The 17891-nt window shown below is 50.8% G+C and carries 16 protein-coding genes and 2 pseudogenes; 12 read left to right on the top strand and 6 right to left on the bottom strand.

All coding sequences use genetic code 11. From position 1 onward, the window contains the following. Positions 1 to 57 precede the first annotated feature (57 nt). Entirely contained in the window at positions 58 to 1467 is a 1410-nt protein-coding gene (locus EL29_RS05525) for an amidase (protein WP_019105366.1), read from the top strand. A 110-nt stretch (positions 1468 to 1577) separates the two neighbouring features. Here EL29_RS05525 and EL29_RS23405 read toward each other — a convergent pair whose 3' ends face one another. Further along, positions 1578 to 1760, bottom strand: a complete 183-nt coding sequence (locus EL29_RS23405) for a type 2 periplasmic-binding domain-containing protein (protein WP_033770651.1) — start codon at positions 1758 to 1760, stop codon at positions 1578 to 1580. Between EL29_RS23405 and EL29_RS05515 the strand changes: the two genes are divergently transcribed. Next, positions 1736 to 1894: a hypothetical protein gene (locus tag EL29_RS05515; protein ID WP_019105368.1), complete on the top strand. Its 159-nt coding sequence runs from the start codon at positions 1736 to 1738 to the stop codon at positions 1892 to 1894. The genes EL29_RS23405 and EL29_RS05515 overlap by 25 nt on opposite strands. 12 nt (positions 1895 to 1906) lie before the next feature. After that, positions 1907 to 2443 carry an IlvD/Edd family dehydratase gene (locus EL29_RS05510; RefSeq protein ID WP_202631277.1) on the top strand — a complete coding sequence of 179 codons (537 nt, stop codon included), beginning with the start codon at positions 1907 to 1909 and terminating at the stop codon, positions 2441 to 2443. Between the two features lie 138 nt (positions 2444 to 2581). Here EL29_RS05510 and EL29_RS05505 read toward each other — a convergent pair whose 3' ends face one another. Continuing rightward, positions 2582 to 2962, bottom strand: coding sequence for a hypothetical protein (locus EL29_RS05505; RefSeq protein ID WP_019105370.1), 381 nt, complete (start codon positions 2960 to 2962; stop codon positions 2582 to 2584). 215 nt (positions 2963 to 3177) lie between these two features. On the opposite strand from EL29_RS05505, the gene EL29_RS05500 reads away from it, so the two are divergent. After that, positions 3178 to 4026 carry an AraC family transcriptional regulator gene (locus tag EL29_RS05500; protein WP_014593501.1) on the top strand — a complete coding sequence of 283 codons (849 nt, stop codon included), beginning with the start codon at positions 3178 to 3180 and terminating at the stop codon, positions 4024 to 4026. A gap of 850 nt (positions 4027 to 4876) precedes the next feature. Then, positions 4877 to 7051 (top strand): ferrichrome porin FhuA, encoded by a 2175-nt coding sequence (gene fhuA / locus EL29_RS05495; RefSeq protein ID WP_024471860.1) that lies wholly within the window; start codon positions 4877 to 4879, stop codon positions 7049 to 7051. Between the two features lie 79 nt (positions 7052 to 7130). On the opposite strand, the pseudogene EL29_RS23400 reads toward fhuA, so the two are convergent. Further along, positions 7131 to 7412, bottom strand: a pseudogene (locus EL29_RS23400) (IS30 family transposase); the annotation flags it as partial. A gap of 112 nt (positions 7413 to 7524) precedes the next feature. Between EL29_RS23400 and EL29_RS23045 the strand changes: the two are divergent. Together EL29_RS23045 and EL29_RS05490 are read left to right on the top strand one after the other, a co-directional pair. Continuing rightward, positions 7525 to 7759, top strand: a pseudogene (locus tag EL29_RS23045) (hypothetical protein); the annotation flags it as partial. 69 nt (positions 7760 to 7828) lie between these two features. Next, positions 7829 to 8722: a dihydrodipicolinate synthase family protein gene (locus tag EL29_RS05490; protein ID WP_014593499.1), complete on the top strand. Its 894-nt coding sequence runs from the start codon at positions 7829 to 7831 to the stop codon at positions 8720 to 8722. A 239-nt stretch (positions 8723 to 8961) separates the two neighbouring features. Here the strand turns inward: EL29_RS05490 and EL29_RS05485 are convergent, their stop codons facing one another. Next, entirely contained in the window at positions 8962 to 9657 is a 696-nt protein-coding gene (locus EL29_RS05485) for a DJ-1/PfpI family protein (protein ID WP_013025465.1), read from the bottom strand. Between the two features lie 731 nt (positions 9658 to 10388). Between EL29_RS05485 and EL29_RS05480 the strand changes: the two genes are divergently transcribed. Together EL29_RS05480 and EL29_RS05475 are read left to right on the top strand one after the other, a co-directional pair. Continuing rightward, the gene (locus EL29_RS05480) at positions 10389 to 11459 is read left to right on the top strand and encodes an amidohydrolase family protein (RefSeq protein WP_013025464.1); all 1071 of its coding nucleotides are present in this window, start codon (positions 10389 to 10391) and stop codon (positions 11457 to 11459) included. Further along, complete coding sequence (locus EL29_RS05475) at positions 11434 to 12708, top strand: MFS transporter (protein ID WP_028715031.1); 1275 nt, start codon at positions 11434 to 11436, stop codon at positions 12706 to 12708. The genes EL29_RS05480 and EL29_RS05475 overlap by 26 nt, the downstream gene beginning before the upstream one ends. Positions 12709 to 13109: 401 nt before the next feature. On the opposite strand, the gene EL29_RS05470 is transcribed toward EL29_RS05475, so the two are convergent. Then, entirely contained in the window at positions 13110 to 14762 is a 1653-nt protein-coding gene (locus EL29_RS05470) for a methyl-accepting chemotaxis protein (RefSeq protein ID WP_014606060.1), read from the bottom strand. A 459-nt stretch (positions 14763 to 15221) separates the two neighbouring features. Here EL29_RS05470 and EL29_RS05465 point away from each other — a divergent pair, with 459 nt between their 5' ends. The 3 genes from EL29_RS05465 (at position 15222) to EL29_RS05455 (ending at position 17345) form a co-directional block, all read left to right on the top strand. After that, complete coding sequence (locus tag EL29_RS05465; RefSeq protein ID WP_015701127.1) at positions 15222 to 15824, top strand: site-specific integrase; 603 nt, start codon at positions 15222 to 15224, stop codon at positions 15822 to 15824. Between the two features lie 289 nt (positions 15825 to 16113). Then, positions 16114 to 16557 (top strand): GNAT family N-acetyltransferase, encoded by a 444-nt coding sequence (locus tag EL29_RS05460; RefSeq protein ID WP_019105543.1) that lies wholly within the window; start codon positions 16114 to 16116, stop codon positions 16555 to 16557. Positions 16558 to 16865: 308 nt separating this feature from the next. After that, the gene (locus EL29_RS05455) at positions 16866 to 17345 is read left to right on the top strand and encodes a GNAT family N-acetyltransferase (RefSeq protein ID WP_014593493.1); all 480 of its coding nucleotides are present in this window, start codon (positions 16866 to 16868) and stop codon (positions 17343 to 17345) included. Positions 17346 to 17575: 230 nt separating this feature from the next. Here the strand turns inward: EL29_RS05455 and EL29_RS05450 are convergent, their stop codons facing one another. After that, complete coding sequence (locus tag EL29_RS05450; protein ID WP_014606072.1) at positions 17576 to 17890, bottom strand: ArsR/SmtB family transcription factor; 315 nt, start codon at positions 17888 to 17890, stop codon at positions 17576 to 17578. Position 17891: the final 1 nt, after the last annotated feature.

The following is a 17891-nucleotide window of genomic DNA, read 5'->3' as shown; positions in this document are numbered from 1 at the left end:
CAGGACTAGAGTTTACCTACCAACTGTTAGGTAGGCTATTAACCAAGAGGATTTATCATGAGCAAAGAAATTTATTACTCAGACGCGACTCACCTGGCCAGCATGATCCGTAACCGCGACGTTTCTCCCGTTGAGGTGATGCAAGCGCATCTTGATCGGATTGCCGCCACTAACCCGGACGTCAATGCTGTTGTAACAGTGGCAGAGGATGCCCTGAAGCAGGCTGCCGCTGCCGAAGCCGCCGTGATGAAGGGTGAGAAACTGGGCCCGCTTCACGGCGTTCCTTTTACCGTAAAGGACTCCATTGATACGGCAGGTGTGCTGACTCAGCGTGGTTCACCTATTTTCAAAGGCCGTCGTCCTGACGAAGACGCAACCAGCGTGGCGCGTCTTAAAAAAGCAGGCGGCATCCTGCTGGCTAAGACGAACCTGCCGGAATTTTCATACTGGATTGAAAGCGACAACCTGCTGTCCGGGCGCTCTAATAACCCATGGGACCTGACCCGAACGCCCGGCGGCTCCAGTGGCGGTGAGTCTGCCGCGATTGCCGCAGGCATGTCTCCGCTGGGACTGGGCACGGATTTGGCCATCTCGGTACGAGGCCCTGCGGCGCAGACCGGCATCACTTCCATGAAAGCCACGCACGGCAGCGTGCCCATGACAGGCATCTGGCCGCGTGCGCCCCGCCGCTTCTGGCATGTTGGCCCTATGGCCCGCTCAGTTCGCGATATTGCCCTGGCATTCTCTCAGCTTTCGGGACCGGATGGTCACGACGCATTCTCCAGCGCTGCGCCCGTTCATTCTGACGGGCTGCCGTTTGTAGCATCGCGTCCGCTGCGAATTGGCTGGATGACCGGCCCGGGCTTTGGTCCGGTTGATCCGGACGTTAACGCCATCGTGAAGGCGGCTGCGGAAGCGCTAAAAGCACCGGGCGTCGTTGTGGAGCATGTCGGCATTCCTGCACTGGAGAAAGACTTTGCGCTGGATGTGTTTAACCGGCTCCACGTCATGGAAATGAAGCCCGCCTTTGCGGCGGCCACGGCCGGTCGCCAGCCTGATGAGATCTACAAAATGGCGAAAACCATGCTGTCGTTACCTGATACACCGATGTCTGCTTATATTGATGCAGAGCAGGCCGCCGAACGATTGCGTGACGGCTTCGCGGAATACTTTTCACGCTACGATGCGCTTATCACGCATGTACTCCCCATCCCGGCGCATAAACACGGCGTGGACAGGTTTGTTATTGACGGTCAGGACGTTGATGCCACTTATCTGCAAGGTGCCACGGTGCCGCTTAACGTCACAGGGTTGCCTGGCGTAGTGTTGCCGTTTGGTAAGAGTCGTGAAGGCTTGCCGGTTAACGTGCAGATCGTCGGCAAATGGCATGATGAGCACGTCATTCTCCATATTGCTTCTCTGCTGGAAGCAGTAAGCCCTGTGAAAGGTTCTCATCCGTCACTGTAACAAGGATCGTGCCCCACGAACCCCGTGGGGCATGTAAGATCGTCGCTCACGTCTCAGCATGGAGCTTAACCCGTTGCTCCACATTTCGTTCATGGCGCAGGCAATTACCGCTAATGACCGTCGGCAACCCACCCAGAAGCACTGTCGATCAACCGCTTCAGAGCTGGCGAAATGTTCTGCTGATTCCAGGCCACCCCGGTTTCAAGGTCAGGCACCTCGCCTTGTAACTGCAGGTAAAGCACGCCGTGACGTTGCAGGTTTCTTAGCGATGCAGGAACCAGCGCTATTCCCATCGCTGCTGAAACGAGGTCAGCATGGTCACTGCCTGACCATCACCGGTCGCAGCCTGGCAGAGGAGCTGGCGGATATTCCAGCACAACCGCAGCCTGATCAGAACGTCATCCTGCCGCTTCAGGCCCCCCTCTAAAAAGAAGGCCACCTGGCAATACTTAAGGGTAATCTGGCCCCTGACGGGGAGGTCGCAAAAATCAGCGGCCTGAAGATGCCCGCTATCACCGGTCCGGCACGCGTATTCGACGATGAAGCCAGCGCAAAGCAGGCGATCCTTGAGGATCGGATACAGCCTGGTGATGTGCTGGTGCTGGGATATTTAGGACCCAAAGGGAGGCCGGGGAAGCCCGAAATGCTCTCTCCGACAGCGGCCCTGGTGGGCAAAGGATTGGGAGAGAGCGTTGGCCTGATCACTGACGGCCGCTTCTCTGGTGGCACCTGGGGAATGGGGGTCGGTCATATCGCACCGGAAGCTTTTATAGACAGAACCCTTGCCTTGGTGGAGGAAGGCGACGCCATCACTATTGATGCCCATCGGCAACTGCTGCAACTGAATATCGATGAGGCGCTACTGCAGGAAAGAAGAAACCGCTGGAGCCCACCAGCGCCACGTTACACAAGAGGTGTGCTTGCGAAGTTTGCCCAACTGGCGATGCCGGCTTCCAGGGGCGCGTGTACCGGATAAACGTACCGGATAACGCTGTTTACTGACAATGGTCGAGGTATGTCAGTAAGCAGCAGTCCGGGGAGCCCTAGCCAGCCCCTGCTTTGATAGCGATGTTGTCGTCGTGGTCTCTTTTAATGGGATACTTTTCTGCTTTACCTAAAGCAATGTTTTTGCGGTTGCTAAAGCCTCTTCTTTAGAAGCAGCCATCAATAAAGGATAGCCCCAAAATTTTTCATAAATAATGGCGAAAGGTCTGGCTGCAGCCCTTTTTACAGTGTTGGGTTCAATCAGGATTGACGCTTTAACAAAGGTTTTTAATTCATTTTTATGCGCTTTCATCCAGCGGGTTGTCATCTTCATCTCATCGGCGGAATGCTCATGTTTGCTTTCTGTAAAGCCTTCACCGCTAAGCAGTACGAAGGGTGTTTTGCGGGCGAGTAACGCTTCGAATTCACTAAATGCGGGGGCAGCCGAATCCTTTCCAGGAGCATTCATTTTTATCCATACAACGGGAAAATCGGCATCGTCAATTTGCATAGTCATAATCCTGTGAATCGGTTGATTAAGATTTTCAGCTCTCCTGATGCAGCGCTGAAAAATGGCCGCTTCGGCAGCATGACGCGCAACGCACCAGGCAACCTCCACCCCTGTTAAATGAAATTATCTGAATCCCTTTTAGACTGCATTGCGAATGTTGGTCATAATATTATTCAAAATTGCCAAATGCTGCTTTCAAAACCAAGGTTGAATACATGTCCCGGCTATCTTCTCTGAATGCTGTTGCTTTGCCTGATATTGACAGTATCCCTCGCCCCATCTTTGCACTGAGCGCATCCATGATTTCAAATGGCTGGGAACATGAAACACACCAACATCGTAAGTCGCAATTGCTCTATTCAGTCCGTGGTGTGCTCAATTGTGAGGTCGACGAGGGGATGTGGATTGTTCCACCTCAATGTGCAGTCTGGATACCGGGCAACATGCCACATTCAGCACGGGGTTCTGGAAATACAGAATGTTACTGTCTGTTTATTGAACCTGAGGCGATACCCGCGCTTCCAAAAACCTGCTGTACACTCTCCGTAAACCCACTCCTGCGCGAGTTGTTGCTTAAAGCTGCGGGGTTACCGCGGCTTTATCCGACAGAAGGACCGGAAAGCCGCTTGATAGCAACCCTTCTTGATGAATTATCAGCGGCACCAGTAGAAGATTTGCATCTGCCAATGCCACGCGATCGAAGGCTGCGACAGCTTGCTGAAAAGCTACTGGCCGAACCTGCTGATAAATCCTCTTTGGGCGAATGGGCCCATCGCATCGGTATGAGTGAAAGAACCATGAGCCGGCTGATGCTGCAGGAGATCGGAATGAGTTTTGGTCATTGGCGTCGGCAGTTACATGTCATCCTTTCACTTCAACGGCTAACCCGTGGGGAGAGTGTTCAGACAGTCGCGCTGGAACTTGGCTATGAGAACGCCAGCGGATTCATCACCATGTTTCGAAAAGCAGTAGGCAAGCCGCCCGCTCGCTACCTTTTCGAAAGAACAGAGAAGGCAACAGGCGGAGCTTCGGGCATTATGCCCGGCAAAATTTATTTGGATTAAAGGCACTGCCGGATCCGTCATCCATTGCACGCTCTGTTCGTCGACGGTAAAGCCGTTACCCTTCTTTCTGCACTGACAGCGCTGCCTTGCGTTAACCGGTCATCCCCTGCGCGATGCTATCGGTATGAGGCGGGCGCTGACGGAAGACGCCGGGCAATAACAATCCATAATGCCAAGAAACATTCCTGCAGCATCTCTGACTTCTTTTTGAACATACCTCCCGTCGCAATTCAAGACAGTGTTGAGGCACCTAAGGGGAACGATTCTGGATGGGTATTGCTTATCATCCGGCAGCACGTAAGACGAAAAAGATTCGCACTGTCAGCGCCATTACCTTACCGACAGTGCGTAAAAGAACCGACTTTTCTGCAGCAACGTTAATATTCCCCCCTTTTAAACTGCCTGTCTGACAGGCACTCATCCCTTAATTGTCCGAAACGATTGCCCGAGTGCGCCCGCGTTTTCTGTCGTTAAATCTGTCTTTACCCTGATGTAAAGAAAACAGGCAACTTTTGGCTGAAATGAAAAATTTTATGTCTGTGTTTCGCTATCGGAAAAAAGATTTTCGCTGTTAAATGAGAATGATTTTTATTTTTAATTACATGAGTCTTATGTGATTGAAATGTCAGGAGTCAGCGTACTGCAGCGGCAACAGGTGCTGAATTCACTGCAGCGCAGGGTAAGTGGCATTGACTGATAACGAAGTCATGGAAGGCGTGGATACGACCATTCGGGTACGATTTAACGTTATGAAAAGCATACTGATGTTTAAAAAAACATCGTGAGCAACCTGGCTCTTATTCGTTTCAGTGAAATGTATTTTATTAAACCTAGACGAGTACATACAGACATGAAAGTTCGAAGAGCTCTGATTCCACGTTCTTGTGCAGTAATGCTTAGTGCATTAATGAGTTCACTGTCATTCCCTGCACTGTCAGCAGACAGCGCCGTGGCTGCGACTAAACAGAATACCCTCACTGTAACAAGCGAGGGGGAGACTCCCCCGGAAGAAAATGCCTGGGGGCCAGTAGGCTCTGTGGTGGCAAAGCGAAGCGCGACAGCGACTAAAACTGACACGCCACTCCGTAAAACGCCTCAGTCCATTACCGTTGTTACGCGTGAAGAGATGGATTTGCTGGACCCACCGACGCTGAAAGATGCTTTTCGTTACGCTGCAGATGTGATGGTTGACAGTCGGGGATCGGTAAGCGGCTTTAATTCAGTCAATATTCGGGGGTTCAGCCAGATCTCGGATAATATTTATCTGGACGGACTCAAACTTCAGGCCGACAGTTTTACTTCCTTCCAGGTCGATCCTTACATGCTTGAACGTGCTGAATTGCTGCGTGGCCCTGCATCTGTTCTGTATGGTCTGAGTGAGCCTGGCGGTGTTATCGCGCTGGTCAGTAAGCGCCCCACGCCGCAGACCATTCGCGAAGTGCAGTTTAAAACTGGCAACCATAATCTTTTCCAGACGGGCTTTGATTTTGGCGGCGCGGTTGATGATGACGAGAAATTAACCTACCGCCTGACAGGTGTAGCCAGCGATCAGGACCAGCAACAGACGGGTGAAAAAGCAAAGCGTTATTCATTAGCGCCTTCATTCACATGGCGCCCCGATGACAAAACTCAGTTTACTTTTTTAAGCAGTTTCCTCGATGAACCCAATATAGGATGGTTTGGCTATTTACCGAAAGACGGCACGGTAACCAGCGGTGCGGGTGGAAAATTACCCACAAGTTTTAATGATGGGGAACCGGGTTATAACAAAATTTCCCGTAAGCAGAAGTTAGTCGGTTATACCTTTGAGCATCAAATTAATGACAACTGGACTGTGCGTCAGAACTTGCGCTACGGAACGGTAGATATGGATTACCGAACCATCTATGGAAGCAGTGTTTCTCCGTTTGATCCTTCTTTTTTAACCCGGGGTGCACTTGCGGCCAAAGAGCATTTATCGAGCTTCGCGATGGATACTCAGGTGCAAAATAAATTTTCTACAGGTAACACAGACCATACCCTGCTTATGGGCATAGATTACCGGCGCACACGGAATGATGTCTGGCAGGCGCTCGGTCTGGCATCCAGTCTGAACCTGGTTAATCCTGTGTATGGTAATACCGCTGTACAATATTTCGGTTACAGGAGTCAGGTCGATCGTCTTGAACAGACTGGCCTCTATTTGCAGGATCAGGCTGAATGGAATCACTGGCTATTAACATTGGGTGGTCGTTATGACTGGTCTGAAGCAGACAGCGTCAATCGCCTTAATAACAATTCCGCCTCCAAACAGGACGATAATGAATTTACATGGCGAGGAGGTCTGAACTACCTGTTTGATAATGGTCTTTCACCTTTCATTAGCTACAGTGAATCCTTCCTGCCAACAGCAGGAGCGGATTATACAGGGAAAATGTTTCGGGCATCTCGCGCCAAACAGTATGAAGCCGGAATCAAATATATACCTGACGGTAAATTGATTTCCGCCACCTTATCGCTGTTCCAGATAACAAAAGATAAAAATCTGACGTCAGATCCTGAGCATATTTTATATTCAGTGCAAAATGGCGAGTTACGCTCCAGAGGCATAGAACTGGAGACGAAAGCAGCACTGACAGAAAATGTGGATATTATCGGCAGCTATTCCTACACGGATGCTGAATATACCAAAGACACCTCATACGAAGGTAATCGCCCAGATGAGATCCCTAAAAATATGGCGGCATTATGGGGAAACTACACTTTTCATGAAACGGCGTTAAGCGGATTGACGTTAGGGCTGGGAAGTCGCTATGTCGGGTCGACGGAAGGTGATAACGCTAACTCCTTTAAAGTGAAGCCCTACACGATCTGGAATGCCGTCATCCAGTACGATCTGAGCAGGTTCAATCTGCCGGGTTCATCAATTGGCTTAAATGTTAACAATCTTTTTGATAAGAACTACGTCGCAGGCTGTTACGCCACGACGGCGTGTTTTTACGGCGCGGAGCGACAAATTACGGCAACGGCTACGCTCAGGTTCTGATAATGCACGTCCTGAAATGAATGTTTCCCAGAATCAGACTGGCTTTTATCCTGCGAGTTCCACCGATGGATGCAACACATTAATTGAATCGCTCTGCGGGTGATTCAGGGTATGGCGGATTTCCCGGCCTCTCGTCGAGCGGCCGGGCGACGCCATAAACGCTTTACTGGCGGTAACCCGGTAAACAAGTGCCTGAGGGAAAATGTTGTCTGAGCACGCTGTTCGTATTTTCATTTAAGCCGCATTGCCTGGAAGATTGAGGAGCACAGAAATAAATCCGAATGTCTGTCGCTACAGTAAATTAGGTGTGACTGGTCCTTTCACCTCCCCGAATCCATGTTGATATTTTATAACGCTCAGCAGCTCATTCCAGGGCTTATGTGATGAGTGGAGGCATCACCCTTAGGATCTGCTGTCCCAGACTTTGGCCAGCCTAAGTAAGCCGGAATAGCATTCTGCAGAGTGACGATAACCCCTTTGATACCCTTAAATAAGGGGTCTGACGGTGGAATATCCTTCGCCTGGTAAAGTCGTCTGGTGCGATAATGTCGATTAACCAGCCGTCGCTGCAACGGGCGGCAGGGAATCAGAACGCGCTTAAGCGTTGAAGCTGAACACATGTGGTTTATTCTGGAAAGTCTGCCTCAGATGCCACCTGAGCAGCTTCATGACGCGGAGACGATGCTGACCGAAGGCCTGAAGAAATAAGGCCCGGCTGCAGTGTCACGTCACCCTCATCGGCGAATAACGCCTTCAACTCTGCTCTGGAGAAACTGAATGTTTACCGGTTTGTCTGCTTTCCCGTTAACACCTGTCACGGCGCGTGGTGTCGATGAAGAGGGATTGACTAAGATTCTGGCTCGCCTGACGGCAGCCGGTGTCGATTCGTTGGGTATTCTGGGTTCAACCGGCAGCTATGCCTATTTGAGCAGGGAACAGCGTAAACGCGTCGCAACGCTCGCCCGTCAGATTGCCGGGCAAATCCCCATGATGGTTTGCGTGGGTGCAATGAGCACCGATGCCGTGCTGCATCTGGCTGAAGATGCGCAGTCTGCAGGCGCTGATGCGTTGCTGCTTCCGGCGATGAGCTACCAGCCGCTGCGTAATGAAGAGGTTTATGCGTTTTATGAGACGGTTACCCGACATGTTTCAGTCCCGGTTTGTGTTTATGACAACCCACGGACCACGCATTTCACGTTCACAGATGAACTGCACGGGCAGCTGTCGTCACTGAAGGGCATTCGCTCAGTTAAAATTCCAGGCGTATCGGATCATCCCGTTGCTGCGGCTGAACGGGTCAATGCATTACGGCAACATCTTCGTCCTGGCATGACCATTGGTATCAGCGGTGACGCCAGTGCCGGTCTGGGGTTAAATGCCGGTTGTGAAGTCTGGTATTCCGTTTGCGGTGGTCTGTTTCCGGAAACCGCCAAACAAATTACGCAGGCCGCCGCAGTTAACGACCATGAACGCGTGACTGCCTTCACTACCCGTCTGGAACCTTTATGGGCGCTGTTTCGTAAACATGGGGGAAGCATCCGTGTAATCGCCGCTGCAGCAGGCATACTCGGGCTTACCGATCCAGACTGTCTGCCTCGTCCCCTGCTGCCGTTGTCGAAAGAAGATATTGCCGATGTCGCAGGTGTGATTGCAGATCTGGATCTTAAATAACGCGCCAACAGGATCGGTTATCCGCCGATCCTCAACATATCTGGCTGGAGCATAATCTTAATAATGCGCCTTATCATTATGAGCGCCGTTGGCCGGGCAGGTTTCAAGCACTCGTGCAGAGCGTGAGATCGCGTTGTCCGCTGCCCGGTTTAATGCGGGCGTTGCTGATGGACATGTCCGGTTTGTGCCAGGCGCGGGGAGTGAAAGTCGAAAAGGGAACTCCCCTCTTTCGCTAAGCCTTATTTCTGTAGTCTGGCTGCGGCTTTTAACGTCGCCTGTCGCCTCTTTTCAATAAATGGCGCTGTTTGTTCCCGCGCCTTTTTTAACTGCTCTTCAGATGCAGTTCGAGGCGAGCCACAGGTAAACGGCGGTGCGGGATCATATTCCATATGCAGTTGAATATTTTCAGCAATACTGCTCCCGTGCATTTCTGATACAACGGTGAGCGCAAAATCTATACCTGAAGTGACACCTGCGCCGGTTATACGGTTACGGTCACGGACGACGCGCTCATTAACCGGCTCCGCACCTAACAGAGCGAGTTGGTCCAGAGAAGCCCAGTGCGTCGTTGCTTTATATCCATCCAGAAGTCCTGCTGCGCCCAGAATCAGCGAACCAGTGCATACAGAAGTCACCAGCTTTGCTTCTTCACTTTGGAAACGGATAAATGAAAGAACGTCTTCATCATCCATTAGGTTTATCTGACCAGGCCCTCCGGGGATACAAATTACATCCAGTTGTGGGCATGTGTTAAAAGTGGTCGTTGGCTGTATAGCCATACCACGATCGGAAACAACAAGGTCCAGGTTTTTCCAGATGAGATGAACCTTTGTATTGGGTGCCCTGACGAAAACTTCATATGGCGCGGTAAGATCAAGCTGAGTAAGCGCTGGGAACAGGAGCAGCCCGATTGATTTGCTTGCAGAATCACGCATAGAAAATCCTTTAACCTAAAAAGATATAATGGCTTTTCCTTCACCAAAGGCAATCGTTGCGTAAAAACAGACGCGCGCCGAATGGATCTCATGTTTAACCCAGCTTTATTATCGTAGCGTTAAGCAATTTATGACCCACCCAAACGTCAGGATGATTTATGGGTAAAACATCCAATTCTCGCTCATCGCAGACATCACCTACGCATAGTCGCTTTGTGCCAGGAGCAGACATTGATATTTCAGCATTGCTGTGATTATTGGGGTGCAGGCCAGGCGGCCCCCCATCCCTTCGAGCTGCTGGCCACGCTGAAGCAGCGCGGCGAAAAGGCCGCCCAAAAACGTTATAAATCAACATATGCAACCTCAGAGCATGCCAATTAGTCTCTGAATTAATGGTATCCATCTAAGCAAGTCAACGTAAAAATCATAGATATATGAATGGCCAACGTCCGCTTTTCGCCCATGTTCTACTGATTGATACGTAAAGTTTGCACCTGGATGTTCCCTCTGAAACGCAACTTTGGTGTTAATAAAGGCTATTTGTGATTAACACCTTATTTACACGATTAACATTCTCTTTTTACTGGCTTGCCCTCAGGAAATGACTTTATAGTCGATTCATTCTGTAAAACACAGTTTTACCCTGTAAACCCTGAGTTGCATTCAGCCTGGCTTCTGAGCCCTGTGAGCAACGTCAAAACAGACGCGGTTAAAAAGCATAAGGGGAAGCGATGGAGACAGTTAATGCACCGCATTTGCCTGTCAGAGAAAACTGGCTGGCACTGCATCACGAAAAAGCGTTGATGCCCGATCTGGCGATAGTCGATGCTCATCATCACTTATGGGATCGCCAGTCAGGACGTTATCTGGTTCCTGATTTCAGCCACGATATTGAGCAGTCCGGACACCGGGTTCTGTCGACGGTTTATGTGCAGTGCCGTTCCATGCTGCGCCGTAACGGACCAGAAACCTTCAGGCCAGTCGGTGAGGTTGAGTTCGCGAGCGGCGCTGCCGCTATGTTTGACAGTGGCCATTATGGCAAGGCATCAGGCTGCGAAGCGATAGTGGGTGGTGTCAGTTTGCTGGCAGAGGATGACCTGCAACCCGTCATTGAACTCATGATGGCGCGCTCTGGTGGACGTTTACGAGGGCTGCGTAATCCGCTTGCCTGGCACAGTGATCCTCGCGTTGTATCAAGCCCTGTCACACCCCCTGCTGGCCTTGCCACCACTACCGCATTTCGCAAAGGCGCAGCCTGCCTTGTCCGGAACGGACTTTCGCTGGATGTCTGGGTTTACCACACCCAGCTTGATGACATTATTGCGCTGGCAGATGCGTTGCCCGATCTTCATATCATTGTGGACCACTGCGGCGGGCCGCTCGGCACGGGGCCTTATGCCAGCAAAAGGGATACCGCCTTTCAGGCGTGGCAAAAATCCATTACCGCTCTGGCTGAACGGCCAAACGTGAGCATGAAGATCAGCGGCTTTGGTATGACTGTCATGGGCTTTCCCTTCGCACAAAGCGCCACACCGCCAGACTCGCGGGCGCTGTGTCTCGCCTGGCGGCCACTGTTTGAAACGTTGGTCGAAACGTTCGGCGTCAGGCGCTGTATGTTTGCAAGCAATTTTCCGGTCGACAAAGGCATGTTCAGCTATGGCGTTTTCTGGAACGCCTGCAAACGGTTGGCGGAGCACGCGTCCGTCGAGGAAAAAGCACATCTTTTCTGGCGCACCGCAGCGTTAAGCTATCGCTTATCTTCCCTGGAGAATGCTGATGAATATCAAATCAAGACCGCATGAGGCTCATCCACTGGAACAGAATGAAGCCAACCTGACACTCTCTCAAACATCGGCAGAAAAACGAACGCTCGCGTTGGGTGGGCTCGGGTGGGCTTTTGAAAGCTATGACTCATTTTTGCTATCGCTTTTATTGCCTGTGCTTGGCGTGGTGTTTGCTGTCAGCAAAACTGAACTGGGTCTGTTTATCAGCACCACGGCTGGCGGACAGATCATTGGCGGCATTCTGTTCGGGATGGTCGCCGACAAAATCGGACGGGTCAGAACCGCTTTCATTTGTATTACGATCTATTCGCTTTTCTCAGGACTCCTGGCCTTTTCTCATCATCAACAAACCTTTGTTTTGTTGCGATTTTGCGGGGCACTGGGAATGGGTGGGATGTGGACCTCTGGCGCAGCACTCATCGCCGAAACATGGCGTCCTGAACGCCGTGCCCGGGGTGGTGCACTGATGCAAATGGGACTGCCGGTAGGGGCCATTTTAGCGATTGGGCTGACGGCACTGGTCACGGCGATGACAGGCAAACTGGAAAACGGCGGCTGGCGATACCTTTTCATGATTGGCGCCTTGCCGGTTTTTATCATGATGGTCATTGCCTATATCACGCCTGAATCGCCAGTGTGGCTGGCACGCCAGCGGGAACGGATTAACAGACCGACCCAAACGGCGCGGTCGGGCAAAACAAACCTCAAAGGACTGTTACTGGCCTTTACCTTTATCTTTTTCATTCAGTATCTGTTCTGGGGGGTTTTCACCTGGACGCCCACCTATCTTCGTGAAGTGAAGCATCTTGATTTCCTGCACAGCCTGAAATTTGTACTGGCCTTACAAACAGGTGCGATTGCCGGCTTCCTTGTGTTTTCACTCCTGGCAGATAAATGGGGACGCAGACCCATGTTTTTGATCTACCTGTTTATCGGCGCTGTGGCAGTCGGCCTGTATCTGGCGACAACTCAGCCATTGATTCTGATGGCCGCCATCTTTATGGCGGGGTTTGGTGTAAACGGCATCTTTGCCGGCTCCGGGCCGTTCCTTGCCGAAATGATTGGCGACACACAGTCACGCGGCTTTTTAATGGGTCTGGCTTATAACGGCGGTCGCTTAGGTGGGTTTATTGCGCCGCTACTCATTGGCTATGTTGCCAGCATAGGAGGATTTACCGCAGGGCTGGCGACTACCGTTGTGGCCTTTATCGCCGCGATGGTTGTCGTGTGGATGGCACCCGAAACGAAAGGCATTAAGCTGCAATAGCCCTTTTCCTTTAGCCTGATAAGGCACGGCTGTTTTGGTCGTGCTTTATTCAGTGGCGCGGAGAGACAACCGATGGTCAGTACAATGCTAACCCTCTTTCCGGGCCCACCGCTTCCGATCAATTCATCACCCTAATGACGTGCGACTCTTGCTGCCACAGGCCGATTGTCGGAAGATCGTTAATTCGGCTTTCGCTTTTTACTTTTCTTGCTGAAAATGATGTCCGCTTTGTGCCAGAAGCGGACTTAGCTGGGATCTGAATGCATTAATGACGTGTAATTTTGTCCGGTTAACATCTTTATGCCTCTGATATTTCTCCGGCGAGCCGGAGAAATTTAACCATTTTATCGAAAGCATTCAGTCTTAACTGCATCACGTCAGCAGCAGGCGTTGTACACCGATCAGAAATGCGTCCAGCTTCCGTCTTCGTCTTCCGCGCGGGTTTTTACAGCTGCGGTTTTAAAACCCGGCTTTACAACCGTGGCGGGCACATGAGCAACGGAAAGCGCAGAAGGGCCACTCAGACTGAACACAGACACAGCCTGTAGAAGCCGTTCCGCCTGCTCCCTGAGGCTTGAAGCAGCGGAGGCCGACTCTTCAACCAGTGCAGCATTCTGCTGTGTCGTCGTGTCCATCTCCGTAACGGCAATGCCTACCTGCTCAATCCCACGAGCCTGCTCGGCACTGGCGGAGTTGATTTCTTCAACAGTGTCTGTGAGCTTTCCTACGGCGGAGAGAATTCCTGACATCGTTTCAGACGCGTGAATCACCAGTGCATTACCCTGTCCCACAGTATCAGCATTGGCTGCAATCAGCTGCCGAATCTCACCCGCAGCCGAAGCGCTTCTCTGTGCCAGTGACCTGACCTCGCTTGCCACCACCGCAAATCCCCGGCCGTGCTCGCCGGCACGGGCCGCTTCCACTGCGGCGTTCAGCGCCAGAATGTTGGTCTGAAAAGCTATGCCGTCAATGACGGCGGTGATTTCAGCGATACGGCCGGAGCTTTCGCTGATAGATTTCATTGTGCCGGTAATGGCCGTGGTGGCCTCGTTGCCTTTATTTGCCACGTCCCGAACGCTTACAGCAAGCTGGCCGGCCTGACGGGCATTGTCTGCGTTGTTTTTTACCGTCACGCCGAGCTGCGTCATGGTCGCTGATGTTTGTTCAAGGGCACTGGCCTGCTCCTCGGTACGCTGCGACAGGTCTGTGTTGCCCTGGGCAATCTGGGTACTGGCGGATGCCACGCTTTCTGCATTGCTTCTCACGAGGCTGACCGTGTTAATCAGCGAAGCCTGCATGTCACTGATGGCAGACAGCAGTATGCCTGTTTCGTCTTTACGATCTGCAGTGACGGTACCAGTAAGGTCGCCGCGCGCCACCCGGCGGGCGGCCTCAACGGCCACATTAAGTGGCCGCGTGATACTCCGGGTGATAACCCAGGCAGATACCGCGGCCAGCAACAGCGCAACCACGCCGGCAACAACTAACATCATCAGCGCACCCGAACGGTCGGCGCGAGCCTGCGCAGCGGCAGAGCTCATTCGGGCCTCCTGGAAGGTCTGCATCTCTTTCAGCGACGCCATAAAGTCTCCCTGAGTCTGGTAACGGGGGCCAAACAGGAGTTGGGTGGCATCATCGCTTTTTCCCTGTTGGGCAAGTGCCACCACCTCATCAATGAAAGGCAGAAAAAGTTCTGCACGGGCCTTGAGGCGGGTGAAAATTTCGCTTCCCTGGGGCGTATTCACCTGCTTACCAATAAGACTGAGAAGACTGTCAACTTCATGTCTTTCGCCGCGATAATCGCTGATGGCTTTTTCCCTTTTTGCAACGTCTTTAAGGAGAATCGCATTACGCGCAAGCCGGCTCATATCTGATGTGTAGTAACGGATCGACAGAGAAGTGGAGGCTTTGGTGTAAAGACTTCCTGATATGTCATCATTGGCATTACCGAGAGCATTAATTTTTACGATGCCGATGAGCACCATAAACATAACAAGGAGCGCCATAAACCCGAAGGTGATACCGAGACGCACTCCGATTCTAATGTTGTTCATATTTATTCCTGGTGTAGGCGTCAGCATTCATGCATGGTGCTGACGAAATATACTTCCCTTAAAGGAAAGATAAGTAATGTGTACAGAGCCGCATGATTTGATTGCGGTGAATGTTTTATCGGCAATTTTCAGAAAAGGTTCATGAGGCAAGGTGGAGGTCAGATGAGTACATCAAGGAAGCAATCCACTCATTGCGAAGGGCAAGCACGGGGTTGTGCACTCCAACAGAAGCCTTCTCAAGAAGGAAACTTCAGAAAGAATAATACAGGCAGCTCAGATCCAACTCTCATTTTATTGGTGCAAGTCCTGCGTTTCCGTAAATGGATCACCTGCAGAGAGAAGTCTCATTTTTGGCAATGGGCTCTAAACTCTGGCCGTTGATCGGATAGCCTGAATGACCGTTTCTCGCTCATGAGGGACAGCCATACTCAGATCACCCACATTTCAGGAGATTTGAGTATGAACACATCACCGTGGAACAAAGACCGTATCATCGGCCAAAAAAGACCACTTCAGATATCTCATATCTGGGGGATCCGAATCAGGCTTGAACTGGAAGGTAAAACGCGCGATTTGGCTCTGTTCAATATGGCCCTGGATAGTAAGCTTCGAGGCTGTGATCTGGTAAAACTCAAAGTATCTGATGTTGCATATGGTAGCTCTGTTTCAAGCAGAGCTACGGTGCTACAACAGAAAACCGGCAGCCCTGTCCAATTTGAGATAACCAAAGGGACAAGAGAGGCTGTTTCTGCATTGATAAAGCTTGGCAATTTACGCAGTAAAGACTACCTGTTCCGATCTCGGGTCGGTATTAACCAACACATATCACCCCGGCAATACAACCGAATTTTTCATGGGTGGGTAGCAAAAATTGGTCTCGAAGATTCTCTTTACAGTACACATTCCATGAGAAGAACAAAACCTTACCTGATCTACAAGAAAACTAAGAATCTTCGTGTGATTCAACTCCTGTTAGGTCATAAGAAACTGGAAAGCACGGTCCGTTATCTGGGTATTGAAGTCGATGATGCGTTAGAGATTTCTGAATCGATTGAAGTCTAAGTTTGTCAGGGCTGCAACAGCAGCCCTGTGCCAGAAGCGGACATTTACGTATGAGGTAAGCATTCTGTCACCATGAGTTTTCCAGATTCATTTTCATCCTTGCGCAAGATGTGATGTATGGTTTGAACCTGGTAAGCTGATTTTCGACTGAATGTGATTTTGCTAACATGAAACGCCATTGCGTTTGTGAGAGGTAACAGTGATTCACTTAAGACAGGCTCAGCACAGTGATGCCGATGCAATAGCACATCTACACACCGCCGGATGGAGAGATACCTACACGAAAGTGATGTCTGCGGATTTCCTTGAAAATCAGGCGCAGAAAGATCGACTTTCACACTGGCGCTCAGCACTGAATCAGAGCAATGAAAGCGAAACAGTGTTTGTAGCTGAATATGATGGAAAGGTTGAAGGCTTCATATGTATTAAGCTCCACTATGACGCGCAGTGGGGCTGTTATATAGACAGCCTGCATGTAAGCTCTTCACTACGTGGTCACGGTGTAGGAAAACAACTTCTCTGTCGCGCAGCCGAATGGGTCAAGAGCAGGGATGATGAGTCACCGCTCTATTTATGGGTGTTTGAAGATAACACCCAGGCAACAGCTTTTTATCAGCGCCTCGGGGGCACCATTGTGGAGAGAACATTATCCGATATGCCTTCATCAGATCATGCCCCGGTATTCAGAATCAGCTGGAAAAATGCCGGTCAGCTTCTGGTATCTGCTTGCTGAAAAATTAGCCAATGCCTTTTCTCTCTAAAATCGACACCGCTTTCGGCCTGCTTACCGATTACCTGTTCAGTTAGTGTAAGGAACGAACGGGCAATTTTATGTCTTGATCGGTTCCCGTTAACCCCAACACGGCTGTGTAAGTAAAATTTCCACCTGCTGTGAACACCCCAAACGGCCGCTCCTCGCTCATAGCGGACCTTCAGCTCAGTCAGGCTGTCAAACTGATACGTACCGGATAATGAATCTAATGGAAACGTGAACCTGAAGACGTTATAACAAAAATTAAATTGTTGATTATCAGGTCTAAAATGTACATCAAATACCTTATGGATGACCCGGACTATCTTAATCAGACGACGGAGTTACTGTTTGATGAGTGGTCTCACCTGTCTTCATGGTCGGAATCCAGGCAGATACTTACGCGTCTTACCGAGCGTAATAGTTCAGACACAGAGCAGTTTACCCTGGTTGCCCTGGACGCTGAGAATAAGGTGACTGCTACTGGTAGCCTTATCCTTTATGAACTTATAGATAACCCCCAGCGCGTGTACTGGTTAGGCGAGGTTGTTACCCGGTCTACTCATCGTGGCAAGGGGATAGGCTCTGCATTAATAAAACGCATCGTTGAATTAGCTACTGAAAGAAATATTTCTGAACTCTGGCTCTATACGCCTGACAAGCAGGCGCTTTACCGGAATTTAGGCTGGAAAGAACGTGAACAACGTCTCGTAGCGGGTGAATCTGTTACGGTGATGGTTCTCAGCCTGCCCTGCCCGGACGCGGCCTGAAAGCGACAGGCAATATCGCGGGACGGTTAACGTTTTATCTGACCATACATTAAACGTTAACGGCCTGTATCCCCTGCTCTTCCGGCATCCATCCAGTCTACTGTGGGCGCTTTGTGAGCGTTTCTCCACGAGTCTGTGAGCGTTGCGCCGCAAGCGAAGGTGCGCATATGCGGGTGATTTTAATGTCTGATGCACTGCTTTAAGAGGGTCATTCCTCTTTGAGAAGCCGCCTACAGCTGCTGGAGAGACCTGATGATCGCCTCATTCATCTCGCATACCGCCTGTTCGCGTCGGCGATAGTAGGTCCATTTGCCTACCTTACTGGCCTCAAGCAGACCGGCATCATGCAGCGCTTTAAGACACAGTGAGGTAGCGGGCTGTGAAAGGCCCGCTTTGTCCTGAATAAGACTGGCACAGACACCGTACTGATCGAAGGGATAGAGCTGAGAATAATCAGCAAAGGCTTCGTCAGGGCTTTTAAGCCATTTGAGCACCGCAACCCGTGTCGGGTTGGCCAGTAATTTAATGGCATTTTCGGGTGTCATG

The sequence above is a fragment of the Pantoea ananatis LMG 2665 genome, from assembly GCF_000710035.2.
Lineage (GTDB): Bacteria > Pseudomonadota > Gammaproteobacteria > Enterobacterales > Enterobacteriaceae > Pantoea > Pantoea ananatis.
The sequence above is the reverse complement of the archived record's forward strand: the minus strand, read 5'-3'. Positions and strand labels throughout refer to the sequence as shown.